We start from the raw sequence: 15,282 nt of genomic DNA on the forward strand, positions 1-15,282 counted from the left end.
CGGTACGGGCGCCCGCCCGCCCGTACCGCGGACCGCACCACCCGAAGCAGCACAGGCCGCCCCCGACGGGCGGACGAGGGGAGCGACACCATGAAGATCTACCAGCCCATGCTGTTCGTGGGGCTGGGCGGCACCGGCGCCCGCATCGGCGCCGAACTGGAGCGGAACCTGCGCCGCGAACTGTGCGGCCCGGACGGTACCGACCTGGTCGGCCGCGGCAAACAACGGGTTCCCTTCCAGCTGCCGGACTGCCTGCAATTCGTGTACGCGGACTTCAGCGAGGCCGAACTCGACCGGCTGCCGCACCTGAGCGCCCGCGGCCCCGAGGCGGCCGCGTACGCCCGTACCTCACGCGCCGTGCACAACCTGCTGCCCACCTACGACAACTCGCCCGAGATGACCCGCATGCTGCGGATCGCCCAGCACGAGGAGACCGCCGGCTGGCTGCCGCCGCGGGTGGACGAGCCCCGGGTCTCCCCGCTGCACACCGGCGCGGGGCAGCTGCCCACCGTGGGCAGGGCCGCGCTGTTCGCCACCATGCGCAACGGGCCCGACCAGGTACTCGGCCCGCTGCGCTCGGCGATCGACGCGCTCAGCAAGTCGGCGGGCGACCTCCAGGAGCTGGGCGGCGGGCAGATCCGCGGCTACGACGTGTTCGTGGCGTTCTCCGTCGCGGGCGGGACGGGCGCGGGGATCTTCTACGACTTCCTGCACCTGCTCGGGCACGCCTTCCACTCGGTGAACCTGCCGGGCGCCAAGATCTATCCGCTGGTCGTGATGCCCTCGGCGTTCCCGCCGGAGTCCGGCGGCGGCCGGGAGGCCGAACTGAACGCGGCACGTGCCCTGGTGGACCTCTCGCACCTGGTCGACGACCAGAACGCGGCCGACGCCACCGCCGACCTCGGCGACGTGGCACAGCGCGGCTCGCTGAGCGTGAAGTACCCCGAGATGGTGCCGGTGAGCCTGCGCACCTCCACCGTCCAGACGGCGTTCCTCTTCAGCCGTACCGCCGGCATGCGCCCCGAGGACCTGCGCCGCTCCATCACCGCCATGGTCACCTCGCTGATCGGCACGGATCTGGGCGAGGAGAACACCCGCGGCCGGGCCGACGACGCCTACCAGTCGTTCGCGGCCAGCTTCGTCAACCGCGGCACCAGCCGGTCGGCGGCCGCCGCCACCGGCATCGGCCTCCAGGGCATGTCCACCAGCCTCGCCGCCTCCATGACCGTGCCCGTCGACGAACTCGCCGAGATCGTCGCCGCCCGCATGCTCGCCTGCGCCGTACGCGGCCTGGCCGAACGGGCGCGCCAGGGCGGCGAGAGCCACCGCGGCCTGGTCGCCGAGGCGTTCAAGGAGTCCGGCGTGGAGGAGGTGTGGGCCAGGGACGCGCTGGAGGTGCCGGCGCCCGACCCGGTGCCCAAGGGCGCCAAGGCCATCGGCACGGCGCTGCGCGACCGGGTCGGCGACATGGAGGACCAGCTCGCCTCGCTCGACCGGCAGCTGGACCGCCGCTCGGTGGAGCTGGCCGAGCGCTTCAACCCGCGCCGTGGCCTGCTCACCATGCTCAAGCAGCACGACCCGTTCCGGCTGGAGCGGGTGTTCACCGGTAATCCGGGCGACCGCGACCGGGTCGCGCAGGCCGGCTTCTCCGGCATGCTCGACAACCGGCGCAACCGCCCGCAGCGCCCCGAGGGCGTGGACACCAGCCCGCCGCAGGTGCCGCGCATCGGCCGCCGGATGGGCGGCGTGGTGCCCGCACGCTGGGGCGACCCCGAGGTGGAGGCCGCCCTCCAGGAGCAGGACGCCTGGTACCGCTGGGCGGCCTGCCGGGTGTGGCACGCCCGGTGGAAGGAGCAGGAGCCGCGCTGGCGGCCGCTGGCCGACCGCGCGATGAAGGAACTGTCCGCGCTGGTACGGGCGTTCCGTGACCACGAGGAGGAAGAGAACGGCCTGTTCCGCGAGCGGCGCCGCGAGCTGTACCGCGAAGACCGCACGGGCGTCTCGTACCTGCTCCCGCCGCAGAACTCGCTCGACGCCTTCTACGACGACGTACTGACCCGCCTCCTCCAGCGCGAGGGCATCGCGGACAACCAGGACGAGGCCGTGCTGCTCGCCCGCATCGTCGAACCGCAGCACTGGGAACGCGCGCTGGAAGCCGTCCAGCGCTCGCCGCGCGCCGCCGTCAAGGAGGTCAAGCAGGTCCTGGAGGCCCGCATCAAGAAGCTGTTCGGGGAGGCGGGCGTCCACCAGGAGCGGCCGCTGCTGCCGTCCCTCGGCGACCTGCTCGCGGCGGCGTCCGGGGACGAGGAGTCCGCCGAGGCGGTGGACGAGAAGTGGCTGGAGCAGTTCCGCTCCCAGCTCGCGGGCCTGCTGCCGGCCGGCTTCACCCCGGACGGCACCGGAAAGCTCAAGACCCTCATCGTGCGCCCGCAGACCAAGGCCAAGGGCAGCGTGGACCGCTTCCTGGAGCAGTCGCTGCTCCTGCCGCGCGACGAGAACCGGCTGCCGCCGGAATTCCGGGCCGTGGTCACCGAGTCGATCACCGTCGTGCTGTTCCGCAGCGAGATGAGCCTGACCGACATCTCCGAGGTACGGCAGGTGCTGCGGCTGTGGGGCCGGGCCAGGGACCGGGAGGGCCGCGAGGACCATCTCCAGTGGCGCCAGCGCACCGGCTACCGCGACTCCTGGCTGGCCAGCACGGAGAGCGACCGGCAGCGGGTGCTCCAGCGCATGCTGTGCGCGATGTGGAACGGCCGGGTCGAGACCACCGGCGACCCCCTGTCCCCGGAGAGCGTCTGCTTCCGGCTGCGCGGCGGCGACTCGGCCACCATGACGCTCGCCCTCCAGCCGTACGACCGGGACGTCTCCAGCTGGTCCGATCTGCTGCGCGCCTACGAGCGCTGGGCACTGCTGGATGCCGGGTCGGCGGTCAAGGACTTCTGCTCGGTGCTGATGGAGGCGCTGCCGGAGGGGCTGAGCACCACGCCGAGGGAGCCCGACCCGCTGTTCTGGACCTTCCTGCGCCGGGTGGCACCGGCGGAGGCGGACCGGCTGCGGCGGCGCGCCCGCGAACTGGACGAGGACGCCAGGGACTGGATCGACCCGCTGCGCCACTTCTGGACCACCACCCTGGACGGCGCGCTCGACCTGCGCTTCCCCAGGAGCCTGCGGGCCAACCGGCCTTCGCTGCGCGCCCTGGCGCTGGCGCAGGAACAGGCGCGCGCGTCCGGCGCCGCCCCGGCGCGGCTGCGCAAGGCCAACGGCCACCAGCCCGACGGCCACCAGCCCGGCGGGGTGCCGCGGGCGAGGGAAGCGCAGCCGTACGAGCCGGGCCCGCACGACCCCGGCCCGGACCGCTCCGTACCGCACGACCCCGGCCCGGACGAGGCGCCGGTCGGCGCGGGGCGGGCCGGGCGCGCGGAGACCAAGGAGCCTCCGGGCCCGGCGGGCCCGCCCGGGTCCGGCCTGTGGGCCGACCCGTGGGACGACGAGCCGAGGGAGGAGGACCTGCTGTGAACGCCCGCACCACCGCCCCGGTCGTCACCCTCGACCTGCGCGACGGCGCCGCCGGACCGGACGGCGCGGACGGGCTGCACCGCGCCGTCCGCGCCGCCCTGGCCGGTACGCCGGACCGGCAGGCCGTGCGCTTCCTGCTCGTGGACACCGCCACCGGCCTGGCCCGCCACCAGCGCACGTACGAACAGGTCCTCGCCTACGGACCGGGCCACGCGCTGTGCGTCGCCGTCGGCGCCCCGCCCGCCGAACCGGGCGACGGCGTCGCGGTGCCGCCCGCGCCCACCCCCTGGGCCCTGGACCGGCCCTCCCCGCTGCGCCCGCCCGCCGTCGGCGTGCTGTGGGTGCTCGACCCGCACTGCGGCCTGCTGTCCTGCCCCACCCCCGCCGAGGACGCGGGCGCGCTGCGCCCGCTCCTGGAACTCCTCGCCGCGCCGGACGTGTTCGACGCCGTCCTGCACGCGGTCGCGGAGATCCCCGACGGCGTGGCCGTACCCGGCCTGCGCGTCCTGGAACACGACCTGTCGCACACCGCGCGCGCCCGCGTCTGGCGGCAGGCCCTGGCCGACCTGGTCGGCCAGGACGACCCCGGCGGCCGGGTCACGGTCGCCGACCCGGAGGCGGGCGGGGTGCCCGCCGCGCTGGCGCCGCTGATCGGCGCCGGACTGCCCAGGAGCGTGGAACAGGCGCCGTGGCGGCGGCCCGGCGGCGAGGTGGACGAGCGGTTCCGGGCCTGCGAGGCGGCGCTGGCGGAGGCCGAGGACGCCTGCGAACGGCAGCGCGGCGCGGGCGGTCTGCTGCGCGGCGCCGCCGCCGGTGACGGGGACCTCGCGGAGAGCCTGGACGCGGCCGCCGCCGAACTGGCCGCGTACCGCGAGACCGTCGCCGAGACCCTCCGCGACGGCGACGGCGTCGGACTGCCCCCGGAGCAGCGCAGAAGGCTGCACGAACGCGGCGTCGACCTGCCCCGGGTGCCGGAGGCCGCCCGCGACCGGATCGGTCCGGGGCTGCGCGGCTTCGCGCAGGGCCTGCTGGCCCGCCGGCTGCCGCTGCGCTCCACCGCGGCCCGGCTCGGCGCGCTCGCCGACCTGGCCACGCCCACCGGCAGCGCGGCCCGCCTCGGCCGGCTCGACGAGCTGTGCCCGCCCGGGCTGCCGCGGCGGATGGGCAGGGCGCGGCCGTTCGACGTCCCCGGCGCGGCCCGCCCGGAGCTGGCCGCGGGCTGCGCGGCCGCCGCCGCGGCGGGACTGTGGCCGGGGCCCGGCTGGGTGCTGGGCCCCTTGACGGCGCTGGCCGGAGCGGGGCTGACCGCGCTGGCCCTGGCCCGCCGCCCGGGACGCACCGGTGACGGGCATCTCGACGGCGGCGGCCGGTCGGGTGCCCCGGCCCAGGCGTGCGCCGGGCTGCTGGGCGCGGCCGCCGGCATCGCGCTCGGCCTGCTGCTCGCGGTGCCCGCCTGGGTCGGTCTGAGCACCTTGCTGGCGGCGGTGGTCGCGGTGCCGCTGCTGGCGGTACGCCGCTGGACCGCGGCCCTCGACGACTGGTGGGCGGCGGGCGGCGGCCCCGAAGCGCGGGACGCGCTGTGCGCGCTCGACGGACTGCTGGCGGACGCCGTGGCGCAGGACTGGCTGCTGGCGGACGCCCGGCTGTACTGCGCCGACGGGGCGCGGGCGGTGGCCGGGATGATCCGCAGCGCGGCGGACGCCGCGGAGGGCCGCGACCCGGTCCCCGCGGCGGCACGGAACGGGGCGGCCGCGGGAGGCGGCGCGCGGGACGACGGGTACGGTCCGCCGGACGGCGACCCGGCGGACGGCGGCCTGCTGGACGACGACTGGTTCGGCCCGTCCTACGACCGTTCCACGACGGCCGGCGACTTCCGCGGGCACGAGGCCCACGGCGCCGCCGACGCCCGGTACGAGGCCACGGCCCAGGACTGGGACGACTGGGACGACTGGGACCGCGAACCGGCCCACGGCGGGGACGGCGGCGACGGCACCGACGCGGGCCACGGCACAGCCCCGCAGGACCCGCCCGCCGAGCCGCCCGGCGACGTACCCGTGCCCTGGCTGGAGCGCGAAGCGGGCGACGGCGGCCCGGAGCTGGTCGCCACCCTCGTCGGCGATCTCGCCGACGGCATCGCCGGGCTCCTCGACCCGTACTGGGGCACCATCGAGCGCGACCCCGGCGCGGCCGCCGCGCTCCCGGTCGGCCGTGCGGTGCGGGCGCTGATCGACGACGAGACCGCCCGGCTGGCCAGGGACGGCGTCGCCGCGGCACCGTCGTTCGCCCGGGACCCCGCGGCCCGGCCCGGCCCGGCGGTGCTGCTGGGCCTGGCGCCCGACCGGGTCACCCGGATCCTCCGGGCGCACGGCGAGGGCACCGGCACGGTGCCGCTCTGCGCGGCCGAGCACCGGCGGATCCTCTCCCGCGACCGGCACGCCGGGCGCCGGGTGCGCTTCGCCCCCGACGTGGCGCGGCACGGCGACGAACCGCTGCCGGCCGACGGGCCGGGGCCGGGCGCCGACGACCTGGTGTGGACACCCGCGGGCCGGTACGCGGGCGTCTTCCGGCTGCTGCCGCTGCGCACCGGCTCGGTGCGCACGGTCCGGCTGCGCGGCGGGACCACCGGGCCGGGACTGCCGGCGAACGCGAGCGAATGAGGGGACGTCATGGACGAGTGGGCGGACCGGCGGGACACGGTACGGACACCCGGCCGCGCGCCGGAGGACGGCGGCGCGCGCGAGGAGGGGGCGCGCAACGGAGGGCGCCCGGCGCGGGACCGGACGGAGCTGGCCTTCTTCACGGACGAGGGAACGCCCGCGCGGCTGCCCGCGGTGTGCCGGGACGATCTCCCCGCCGGGCCGCAGCGGCACCCCCTGCTGGCCAGGCCCGTGACGCTGGGCGAGGACTGGCGGGTCGTGCAGTACCGGCTCGCGCACACGGCGCGCGGCGACCACCGGGCCCGTGACCGGCTGGAGGCGGAGGTGGGCGTCGGCCTCGCCGTGCGCCGGGCGTTCGGCGACGCCCCGTACCACCGGCTGTTCGCCCGGCTCGGCGGCTACCACCTGGACGTACGCGAGCCGTTCGTCTTCTACGAACCCGCGCGCGGACGCCCGCTGGCGGCGCTCGCGGGCCGGGCCACGGTCCGCGAACAAGAGCGCATCCGCAGTGAACTGGTCCTTGCCGTACGGCTTTTGGAGGCCGTCGGTGTGGTGCACCGCGGGCTGACCCCGCACACCGTGCGGTGGGACGGCCGGCACGTCAGGATGCCCGAGCCCTGCCTCGCCACGCGCGCCGGACATCCGCGCGAGGCGCTGGGCGAAGCGCCCTGGGCCGCGCCCGAGCAGCGCGCCGGGCGCGGCACCGCGGACCCGCGCGACGACCTGTGGAGCGTGGCCCAGGTCATGTACCACCTGGTCACCGGGCGCGAAGGGGAGCCGGACGGGCCGCCGCGCGACCTGGCCAGGCTGCCCGCCCTCGGCGTGCTGGCCGGCGCGTACGCGGCCACCGCCGGGGAGCGCGGCCACCCCGTCGAGGTGCTGCGGATGCTCAACCGGCAGGACCCCCTCCAGGGACGCCCGCTGCCCGCCGACCCCCTGGAGCCGGGCCGCCGCGCCTTCGACGAGGAACTCGCGCACAAGAGAACGGAGTTGGGGTTGGACGACGACACCGCGGCGGAGCCGGGGGCCGCGCGTACACCGCCGGCCCGCGGGCTGCGTACCCTGTTCGGCGCCGGCCGTCCGGGCACGGGAGGGCGCCGGTGAGCACGTACCCGATGCCCCCTGGCCCCCGGCCGGTGATGTGCCCGTACTGCCTCGACCCGATCTCCTTCGACGAGGACCGGCTGTACGTGCGCGACGAGACCAGCACCTTCGTCCGGCTGGACCTGACGGGCGAGCACAATCCGCTGCGCCGCCAGGACGCCCTGCGCGAGGCGTTCCAGGTGTGCGGCAACACCGCCGGCATGCCCGAGCATTACCTGCCCGCTCCCTATCTCACCAACGGCGAACCGCTGACCGTGGCCCTCGTCGGCAGTTCACGGGCCGGCAAGACGCATCTGCTCGCCTCGATGATCGGCGAGGTGGAACGCGGCGCGCTGGACGCCCACGGGCTCAAGGCCGTACCGCTGCACACCGATTCGCACCGCGCCTACCTCAACGACCGGGTCCTGAAGCTGCGGGCGGGCCGGACGCTGGCGCACACCGAGCAGACCGAGTTCGCCGAGTTCGCCGACGGGCTGCTGGTCAGCAGGGGCGGCACCACCCGGCCGGTGGTCTTCTTCGACCTGTCGGGCGAGGACCTGGAGCGCACCGGCCGGGTCACCCGGTTCCTGGCCGCCGTCAGCGCGTTCATCTTCGTCGTCGACCCGCTGCGCGCCCTGCCCCTGCCGTACCTGGACGCGGTGCGCGAACGCACCAAACAGCGCACGGACGACCTCGGCGACCGCTCGTTCGGCACCGTGCTGGACCGGGTGCCGCGCGAGGGGCCGTACGTGGAAGCGGCGGCCGCCGTCGTCGTGGGCAAGAGCGACCTGATCCGGTTCGAACCGGCCGTGGCACGCTGGCTGACCGCCCCCGAAACCGCCCGGCCGACGGCGCGGGCCCTGCGTGCGGAGAGCCGCGACGTCTACGCCTTCCTGCGGCACCACGGCGGGCCCGCCTGGCTCAAGCCGTTCAGCGACTGCGCGCGGTGCACCCTGCACTTCGCGTCGGCCACCGGCGGCCAGGAGGACGCGGGCGGCTTCCCGCAGGGCGTACGGCCGCGGCGGGTGCTGTCGCCGCTGCTTTCGGTCTTCGCGATGTGCGGGCTCCTCCCGGGAGCCGACCCCCGGGAGGTGGGGCTGTGAACGCTGCCGGAACGGTGCACCAGATCGTCTTCCGCTGGGACGCGCACCACGCCGTCGGCGGCGCGGGGGTGGGCCCGGTCGCCTGGTCGGGCAGCCGCGAAGGGCTGGAACCGGTCTACCGCAAGGTCGCCCCGCTGCTGCGGGTCCCCGGCGACGAGGCGCGCGAGAGCCTGGCCCGGGTGGAGCTGCCCAGGGACCTGGCGCCTGGGGGAGCGGTCCTGCTCATCCGGCGGATTCCCGACCGGGACCGCGGCGGCCGCCCCAGCACCTGCTCCCACGCCCTGCTGGGCAGCGCCTCGGCGCTGACCCCCGCCACCTGCCTGGGCCTGCACGGCTGGCACTGGGAAGGCAGCGGCATCAGCCTGCGGGACGTCGAGGGCCCGGCCCTGGACCGGGTGCCGCCCGAGGTACTGCGGACCGCCGCCGAACGCGCGGCGCCCGCGCTGACCCGGCGGACGGGGGAGTACGCAGAGGAGTTGGCGGCGGTGCTCGCCGGGCGCCTGCGCCACCCGAGGCAGCGGCTCTCCGTCCTGGACCGCACGGGCGGCGACGGGCCGGTCCACGTCCTGTGGGGGCTGCGCAGGCTGCTGGGGCCCGCGGTGCCGGGGTCCTGGTCCTTCGCCACCCACGACACGCGCGACGGCGGCCCGTTCCGGTACGTCTTCGTCCCGAGCTGGCCCGTGTCGGCCACCCGGGACCAGCAGTTGACCCGCCTGGACCCCGGCCCGCCACGGCCCGGCGGCCCCGGCGGCGAGGGCACCGACGGCGGCGGGCCCGGCCACGGCGACGCGGTGGACGACGCCGCGGCGCGGCTGGTCGAGCACTACCTGGAGCGCCGAGACGACCACGAGGCGCTGCGCGAGACCCGCCGCGCGCTGGCCGACCGGCACGTCTTCGAAGAGGAACGCCTCGACGAACGGGTGCTCCTGGTGCACGAGGCGCTGAAGTGGCTCAGCCACGCCGGGGGCCACCGCCGTACCCCTGCGGACCGGGCGGACGAGGGGCGCGAACCGCCGCGCGAGACACCGCAGGACCGGGACGCCGGGACACGGCACGGGGCGCGCCACGACGAAGCGCGCCACGACGACCGGGTCTTCGACCACCTCCGGCAGGACCAGGACCAGGGCCGGCCGCCGTACCGGCGGACCGACGAGCCGGCACCGGCCGCCGGCCACGCCGTCAGGTCCGGCTCCGGCTTCCCCCGCGCCGTGACCACCCGGGTGCTGCGCGAGGCGCTCCACCAGGACGGCGACGGCGCCGCCCGGTACCTGCACGACAGCACGGACAGCGTGCTCCTGGGCGTGCTCGACGAGGGCCTGCCCGCCGCGCACGCCGACCGCGTGGCCCACGTGCTCGCCGGCCGCGCCGGCCACCGGACCGCCGCCGAGGCGCGGGCCGTCTGCGAAGGGGTGCTCGGCGCGCACCTGTTCCTCGGCCGGGGCGGCGGGCACCTCGACGAGGACCCGGTCACCGGGCCCGACAGCCGGATGCGGGTGCGGACCGCCCTGCTCCTGTACGAGCACCTGGTGCGCCCGTACGGCGAGGAGGGCAACGCGCCCGCCCTGCTGCGGCGGGTGCTGCCGGACCTGTGGGCCGACCACGACGGGCCCGGCCGCGCGGTGCTGCGGCACCTGCTCGGGGCCGGCCGGCCCACCGGCTTCGGCGAGGCGGGCTGGCAGGCGCTGTTCGACGCCGCGACACGGCAGCCCGCGCGGGAGGAGCCGCCGGTCCGCCGGATCATCGGCCTGGGCGCCGGGCCCGGGCACCGGCTAACGGGCCGCCGCGCCCGTGCCGTCCGCGACCCCGGCGACGCGGCCGGCGCTACGGACGACCCGGCCGGCCGGCTCTGGGTCACCACGCTCCTCGGGGTGATCGCCGTCGCCGTCGTGCTGATCGCCGTCCTCGCGGCGACGAGCTGAACGGCGGCGTCCGGGCCCGCCGCCCCCGGGCGCCGCTCCCGCCGGCCGCGGAAGCCCTTGGCGCGGCCGGGCCGTTCTCCTCCGCCGCGCGCTCCGAGCAGCGAAGATGGGGGCATGGGATTCCATGTCGACTCCGAGGCCGGGCGGCTGCGCCGCGTCATTCTGCACCGCCCCGACCTGGAGCTGAAACGACTCACCCCGTCCAACAAGGACGCGTTGCTCTTCGACGACGTGCTGTGGGTGCGCCGGGCGCGCGCCGAGCACGACGCCTTCGCCGACATCCTGCGGGACCGGGGCGTCGAGGTGCACCTCTTCGGTGACCTGCTGACCGAGACCCTCCAGGCCCCCGAGGCGCGGGCGCTGGTGCTGGACCGGGTCTTCCACGAGAAGGAGTACGGGCCGCTGGCCACCGACCACTTGCGGGCCGCCTTCGACGAGCTGCCGGTGGCCGAGCTGGTGGAGGCGCTGGTCGGCGGAATGACCAAGCGGGAGTACCTGGCGGCGCACCCCGAGCCGACCTCGGTCCGCTTCCACGTGATGGACCTGGACGACTTCGTGCTGCGCCCGCTGCCCAACCACCTGTTCACCCGCGACACCTCCGCCTGGGTCTACGACGGAGTATCGATCAACGCCATGCGCTGGCCGGCACGGCAGCGCGAGACGGTGCACTACGAGGCGATCTACCGGCACCACAAGCTCTTCCGGAACGGCGGCTTCAACGTCTGGTCGGAGGGGCAGGCGGCCTACCCCTCGACCATCGAGGGCGGCGACGTGCTGGTGATCGGCAACGGCGCCGTGCTGATCGGCATGAGCGAGCGGACCACCCCGCAGGCCGTGGAGATGCTGGCGCGCGGCCTGTTCGCGGCCGGTTCGGCGCGCACCATCGTGGCGCTGGACATGCCCAAGCGGCGGGCCTTCATGCACCTCGACACGGTGATGACGATGGTGGACGGCGGGACCTTCACCCAGTACGAGGGGCTGGGCATGCTGCGCTCGTACACGATCGAGCCCGGCGCCGGCGAGCAGGACCTGAAGGTCACCGACCACCCGCCGGAGCACATGCACCGCGCCATGGCGGCGGCGCTGGGCCTGGACGGCATCCGGGTGCTGACCGCGACGCAGGACGTGCACTCGGCGGAGCGCGAGCAGTGGGACGACGGGTGCAACGTGCTGGCCGTCGAGCCGGGCGTGGTGGTGGCGTACGAGCGCAACGTGACCACCAACACCTTCCTGCGCAAGCGCGGCATCGAGGTCATTACGATTCCGGGCAGCGAGCTGGGGCGCGGCCGGGGCGGACCGCGCTGCATGAGCTGCCCGGTGGAACGCGACCCCGTATAAGGGGAAGGCCGCCCCGCGCCGGGGAAGAAACCGAAGGGCGGGCCCGTGTGACGTCCGTGCCGGACGGGCTCCGTATAGGGATGCGTACGGTCGTATACACTTCCAGTATTCCGATTGCCGCGACCTAGGAGCCACCGATGGCGATAGACCTCACGGGCCGCCACTTCCTCAAGGAGCTGGACTTCAGCGCCGAGGAGTTCTGCCGTCTCGTCGACCTGGCGGCCGAGCTGAAGGCCGCCAAGCGCGCGGGCGAGGAGGTCGCGCGCCTGCGGGGCCGCAACATCGCCCTGATCTTCGAGAAGACCTCCACCCGCACCCGCTGCGCCTTCGAGGTCGCCGCCGCCGACCAGGGCGCCGCCACCACCTACCTCGACCCGGCCGGGTCGCAGATGGGGCACAAGGAGTCGGTGAAGGACACCGCCCGGGTCCTCGGCCGGATGTTCGACGGGATCGAGTACCGGGGCAGCTCCCAGGCCACCGTCGAGGAGCTGGCCGCCCACGCCGGCGTCCCGGTCTTCAACGGCCTGACCGACGCGTGGCACCCGACCCAGATGCTCGCCGACGTGCTGACGATCAGGGAGCACCTGCCTTCCCGCCCGCTCACGGAGACCGCCTTCGCCTACCTCGGCGACGCCCGGTACAACATGGGCAACTCCTACCTGATCACCGGCGCGCTGCTCGGCATGGGCGTACGGATCGTCGCGCCCGAGGGCCTCTGGCCGGACCGGGAGGTCGTCGCCAGGGCCCGGGAGCTGGCCGCGCACAGCGGCGCACGCGTCACCCTCACGGCGGACGTGGCCGAGGGCGTGCACGGCGCCGACTTCGTCGCGACCGACGTCTGGGTCTCGATGGGCGAGCCGAAGGAGGTCTGGGACGAGCGGATCGAGCTGCTCGGCGACTACGCCGTCACGATGGACGTGCTGCGCGCCACCGGCAACCCGGACGTGAAGTTCCTGCACTGCCTGCCCGCCTTCCACGACCTGGGCACAAAGGTCGGACAGGAGATCTACGAACGGCACGGCCTGACGTCCCTGGAAGTCACGGACGAGGTCTTCGAGTCCCGGCACTCCGTCGTCTTCGACGAGGCGGAGAACCGGCTGCACACGATCAAGGCCGTGCTGGTCGCCACCATGGCCGGCTGAGAGCCCGCCGTAGCATCGAACCGATCACGGGATACGGACCCACCGGCCCTGCCCCGCTCCGCGCGCGGCCCACCCCCGCCGCGCGCGACGCACCACGCACCACGCACCACCAGAGATGAGAACCACCCCATGCGTCCGTCCGGACTGCGCATCAAGTCCCCCGACGTCCTCATCGCCGAATCCGGCGCGGACCGCGAAGGCCACGGCCTCAAGCGCACCATGGGGCTCTTCCAGCTCGTGTGCTTCGGCATCGGTGCCATCGTCGGCACCGGCATCTTCGTCGGCCTGTCCGACACCGTCGCCCAGGCCGGCCCCGCCGTCCTCGTCTCCTTCGTGCTCGCCGCGGTCACCTGCGTCTTCACCGCCTTCTCCTTCGCGGAGCTGGGCGGTGCGATCCCGGTGTCCGGCAGCTCGTACTCCTACGCGTACGCCACCCTCGGCGAGCGCGCCGCCTTCCTCGTCGGCTGGTGCCTGCTGCTGGAGTACGGCGTCTCGGTCTCCGCGGTCGCGGTCGGCTGGGGCCAGTACCTGAACGAGCTGCTCAACAGCCTGGTCGGCTGGCAGCTTCCCGCCGCCCTGTCCAACCCGCCGGGCGACGGCGGCGTCGTCAACGTCCCGGCCGTCGTCGTGATGCTGCTGGCCGCGGTGCTGCTGGTGCGCGGCGTCCGCGAGAGCGCCCGCGCGACCGCGGCGATGGCCGTGCTCAAGCTGGCGGTCCTCGTCCTGTTCTGTGCCGTCGCCTTCACCGCCTTCCGGGACGGCAACCTCACGCCGTTCGCCCCGGAGGGCATCGCCGGCATCACCTCCGGCGCCTCGGTCGCCTTCTTCTCCTACATCGGCTTCGACGCGATCACCACGGCGGGCGAAGAAGTACGCAACCCGCGCCGCAACGTACCCACCGCGATCATGATCTGCATCGGTCTGGTCACCGTCCTGTACTGCGTGGTCGCCCTCTCCGCCATCGGCGCGCTCTCCGCCGGCGAGGTGGGCGACAAGCCCGCGGCGCTCTCGCTCGTCGTCAACCAGGTCACCGGCTCCGCCGTCGGCGGCGGCGTGATCGCCTTCGGCGCGGTCGTCGCCATCGCCTCCGTCGTCCTGGCCGTCATGTACGGGCAGACCCGCATCCTGATGTCGATGTCCCGCGACGGGCTCGTCCCGCGGGTCTTCGAGCGGATCTCACCGAAGACCGCCACGCCGGCGGCGGGCACCTGGATCGTCGCCGTGGTGTTCGCGGTCCCGGCCGCCGTGGTCCCGCTGGACGTCGTGATGAACCTGACGACCATCGGCACGCTGGCCGTCATGGCCGTGGTCAACGTCAGCGTCATGGTGCTGCGCCGCACCCGCCCCGGCCTGCAGCGCCGCTTCCGGGTGCCGCTCTTCCCGCTCAGCCCGGTGCTCGGCATCGCCTTCTGCGGCTACCTGATCTACGGCACGGGCCCGGCGACCTGGCTGCAGTTCGCCGGCTTCCTGGCGGCCGGCGCGGTCGTCTACGCCCTGTACGGGCGGCGGCGCTCGCGGCTGGGCGCCGGCGCCGAGGAGGCCAGGGTGCCCGCGGACGTGTGAACCGCGCGGACGGCCCGCGGGGAACCCGCCGACGCTTATCGCGCACTCGTGACGACAGTCACACAACGGTGATAGCTTCGAAGCGCAGGAAGGTACCGGCACCAGCCGTCCGGCCGAAGGGGGCAGTGGCTCGATGAGCCCGTTCACAGGTTCCGCCCGTACCACCAGCGCTTGGCAGCACATCCGCGTGACCAGGGAAGACGGCATCGTCACCGTCACCCTCGCACGGCCGGAGAAGCTCAACGCGCTCACTTTCGAGGCGTACGCCGATCTGCGGGACCTGCTCGCCGAGCTGTCCAGAGAGCGGTCGGCGCGCGCCCTCGTCCTCGGCGGCGAGGGCCGCGGTTTCTGCTCCGGCGGCGACGTCGACGAGATCATCGGCGCCACGCTCGCCATGGACACCGCGCAGCTGCTGGACTTCAACCGGATGACCGGCCAGGTCGTACGGGCCCTGCGGGAGTGCCCCTGCCCGGTCGTCGCGGCCGTCCACGGCGTCGCGGCCGGCGCCGGCGCGGTGCTCGCGCTGGCCGCCGACTTCCGGGTGGCCGACCCGTCGGCCCGCTTCGCTTTCCTCTTCACCAAGGTCGGCCTGTCCGGCGGCGACATGGGCGCGGCGTACCTGCTGCCGCGTGTCGTCGGCCTCGGCCACGCGACCCGGCTGCTGATGCTCGGCGAACCGGTCCGCGCCCCCGAGGCGGAACGCATCGGGCTGCTCAGCGAGCTGGCCGAGGAAGGGCGCGCCGACACCGCGGCGCACATCCTCGCCCGGCGCCTCGCCGAAGGCCCCGCGCTCGCGTACGCGCAGACCAAGGCGCTGCTCACCGCCGAACTCGACATGCCGCTGGGCGCCGCCGTCGAGCTGGACGCCGCCACCCAGGCCCTGCTGATGAACAGCGCCGACTACGCCGAGTTCCACGCCGCGTTCACGGCGAAGCGGTCCGCGAAGTGGCAGGGGAAGTAG

9 protein-coding genes are annotated in these 15,282 nt (G+C 75.1%); all 9 read left to right on the forward strand.

Going from position 1 to position 15,282, the window contains the following annotated elements; genetic code table 11:
- Positions 1-90: 90 nt before the first annotated feature.
- The 9 genes from ACH4K4_RS29860 (at position 91) to ACH4K4_RS29900 (ending at position 15,282) form a co-directional block, all read left to right on the forward strand.
- On the forward strand, positions 91-3,516 hold the full coding sequence (locus ACH4K4_RS29860; protein ID WP_398171592.1) for a tubulin-like doman-containing protein: 3,426 nt from the start codon (positions 91-93) through the stop codon (positions 3,514-3,516).
- On the forward strand, positions 3,513-6,173 hold the full coding sequence (locus ACH4K4_RS29865) for a hypothetical protein (protein WP_398171593.1): 2,661 nt from the start codon (positions 3,513-3,515) through the stop codon (positions 6,171-6,173). Before ACH4K4_RS29860 ends, ACH4K4_RS29865 begins: the two co-directional genes overlap by 4 nt.
- A gap of 9 nt (positions 6,174-6,182) precedes the next feature.
- A complete protein-coding gene (locus ACH4K4_RS29870; protein ID WP_398171594.1) occupies positions 6,183-7,277 on the forward strand; it encodes a hypothetical protein in 1,095 nt (364 codons plus the stop codon).
- Entirely contained in the window at positions 7,274-8,359 is a 1,086-nt protein-coding gene (locus ACH4K4_RS29875; protein WP_398171595.1) for a hypothetical protein, read from the forward strand. Before ACH4K4_RS29870 ends, ACH4K4_RS29875 begins: the two co-directional genes overlap by 4 nt.
- The gene (locus ACH4K4_RS29880) at positions 8,356-10,278 is read left to right on the forward strand and encodes a hypothetical protein (protein ID WP_398171596.1); all 1,923 of its coding nucleotides are present in this window, start codon (positions 8,356-8,358) and stop codon (positions 10,276-10,278) included. The genes ACH4K4_RS29875 and ACH4K4_RS29880 overlap by 4 nt, the downstream gene beginning before the upstream one ends.
- A 114-nt stretch (positions 10,279-10,392) precedes the next feature.
- Positions 10,393-11,616 (forward strand): arginine deiminase, encoded by a 1,224-nt coding sequence (locus ACH4K4_RS29885; protein ID WP_398031661.1) that lies wholly within the window; start codon positions 10,393-10,395, stop codon positions 11,614-11,616.
- A gap of 137 nt (positions 11,617-11,753) precedes the next feature.
- The gene (argF, locus tag ACH4K4_RS29890; protein WP_398171597.1) at positions 11,754-12,758 is read left to right on the forward strand and encodes an ornithine carbamoyltransferase; all 1,005 of its coding nucleotides are present in this window, start codon (positions 11,754-11,756) and stop codon (positions 12,756-12,758) included.
- Positions 12,759-12,887: 129 nt separating this feature from the next.
- Entirely contained in the window at positions 12,888-14,321 is a 1,434-nt protein-coding gene (locus ACH4K4_RS29895) for an amino acid permease (RefSeq protein ID WP_398171598.1), read from the forward strand.
- 133 nt (positions 14,322-14,454) lie between these two features.
- On the forward strand, positions 14,455-15,282 hold the full coding sequence (locus ACH4K4_RS29900) for an enoyl-CoA hydratase family protein (protein ID WP_398171599.1): 828 nt from the start codon (positions 14,455-14,457) through the stop codon (positions 15,280-15,282).

This window comes from Streptomyces sp. NPDC017529 (assembly GCF_044329785.1).
GTDB lineage: Bacteria > Actinomycetota > Actinomycetes > Streptomycetales > Streptomycetaceae > Streptomyces.

Coding starts and splice junctions, on each gene's coding strand:
- ACH4K4_RS29885 (WP_398031661.1), top strand. CDS start 10,393: ATGGGATTCCATGTCGACTCCGAGGCCGGGCGGCTGCGCCGCGTCATT.
- argF (WP_398171597.1), top strand. CDS start 11,754: ATGGCGATAGACCTCACGGGCCGCCACTTCCTCAAGGAGCTGGACTTC.
- ACH4K4_RS29870 (WP_398171594.1), top strand. CDS start 6,183: ATGGACGAGTGGGCGGACCGGCGGGACACGGTACGGACACCCGGCCGC.
- ACH4K4_RS29895 (WP_398171598.1), top strand. CDS start 12,888: ATGCGTCCGTCCGGACTGCGCATCAAGTCCCCCGACGTCCTCATCGCC.
- ACH4K4_RS29860 (WP_398171592.1), top strand. CDS start 91: ATGAAGATCTACCAGCCCATGCTGTTCGTGGGGCTGGGCGGCACCGGC.
- ACH4K4_RS29900 (WP_398171599.1), top strand. CDS start 14,455: ATGAGCCCGTTCACAGGTTCCGCCCGTACCACCAGCGCTTGGCAGCAC.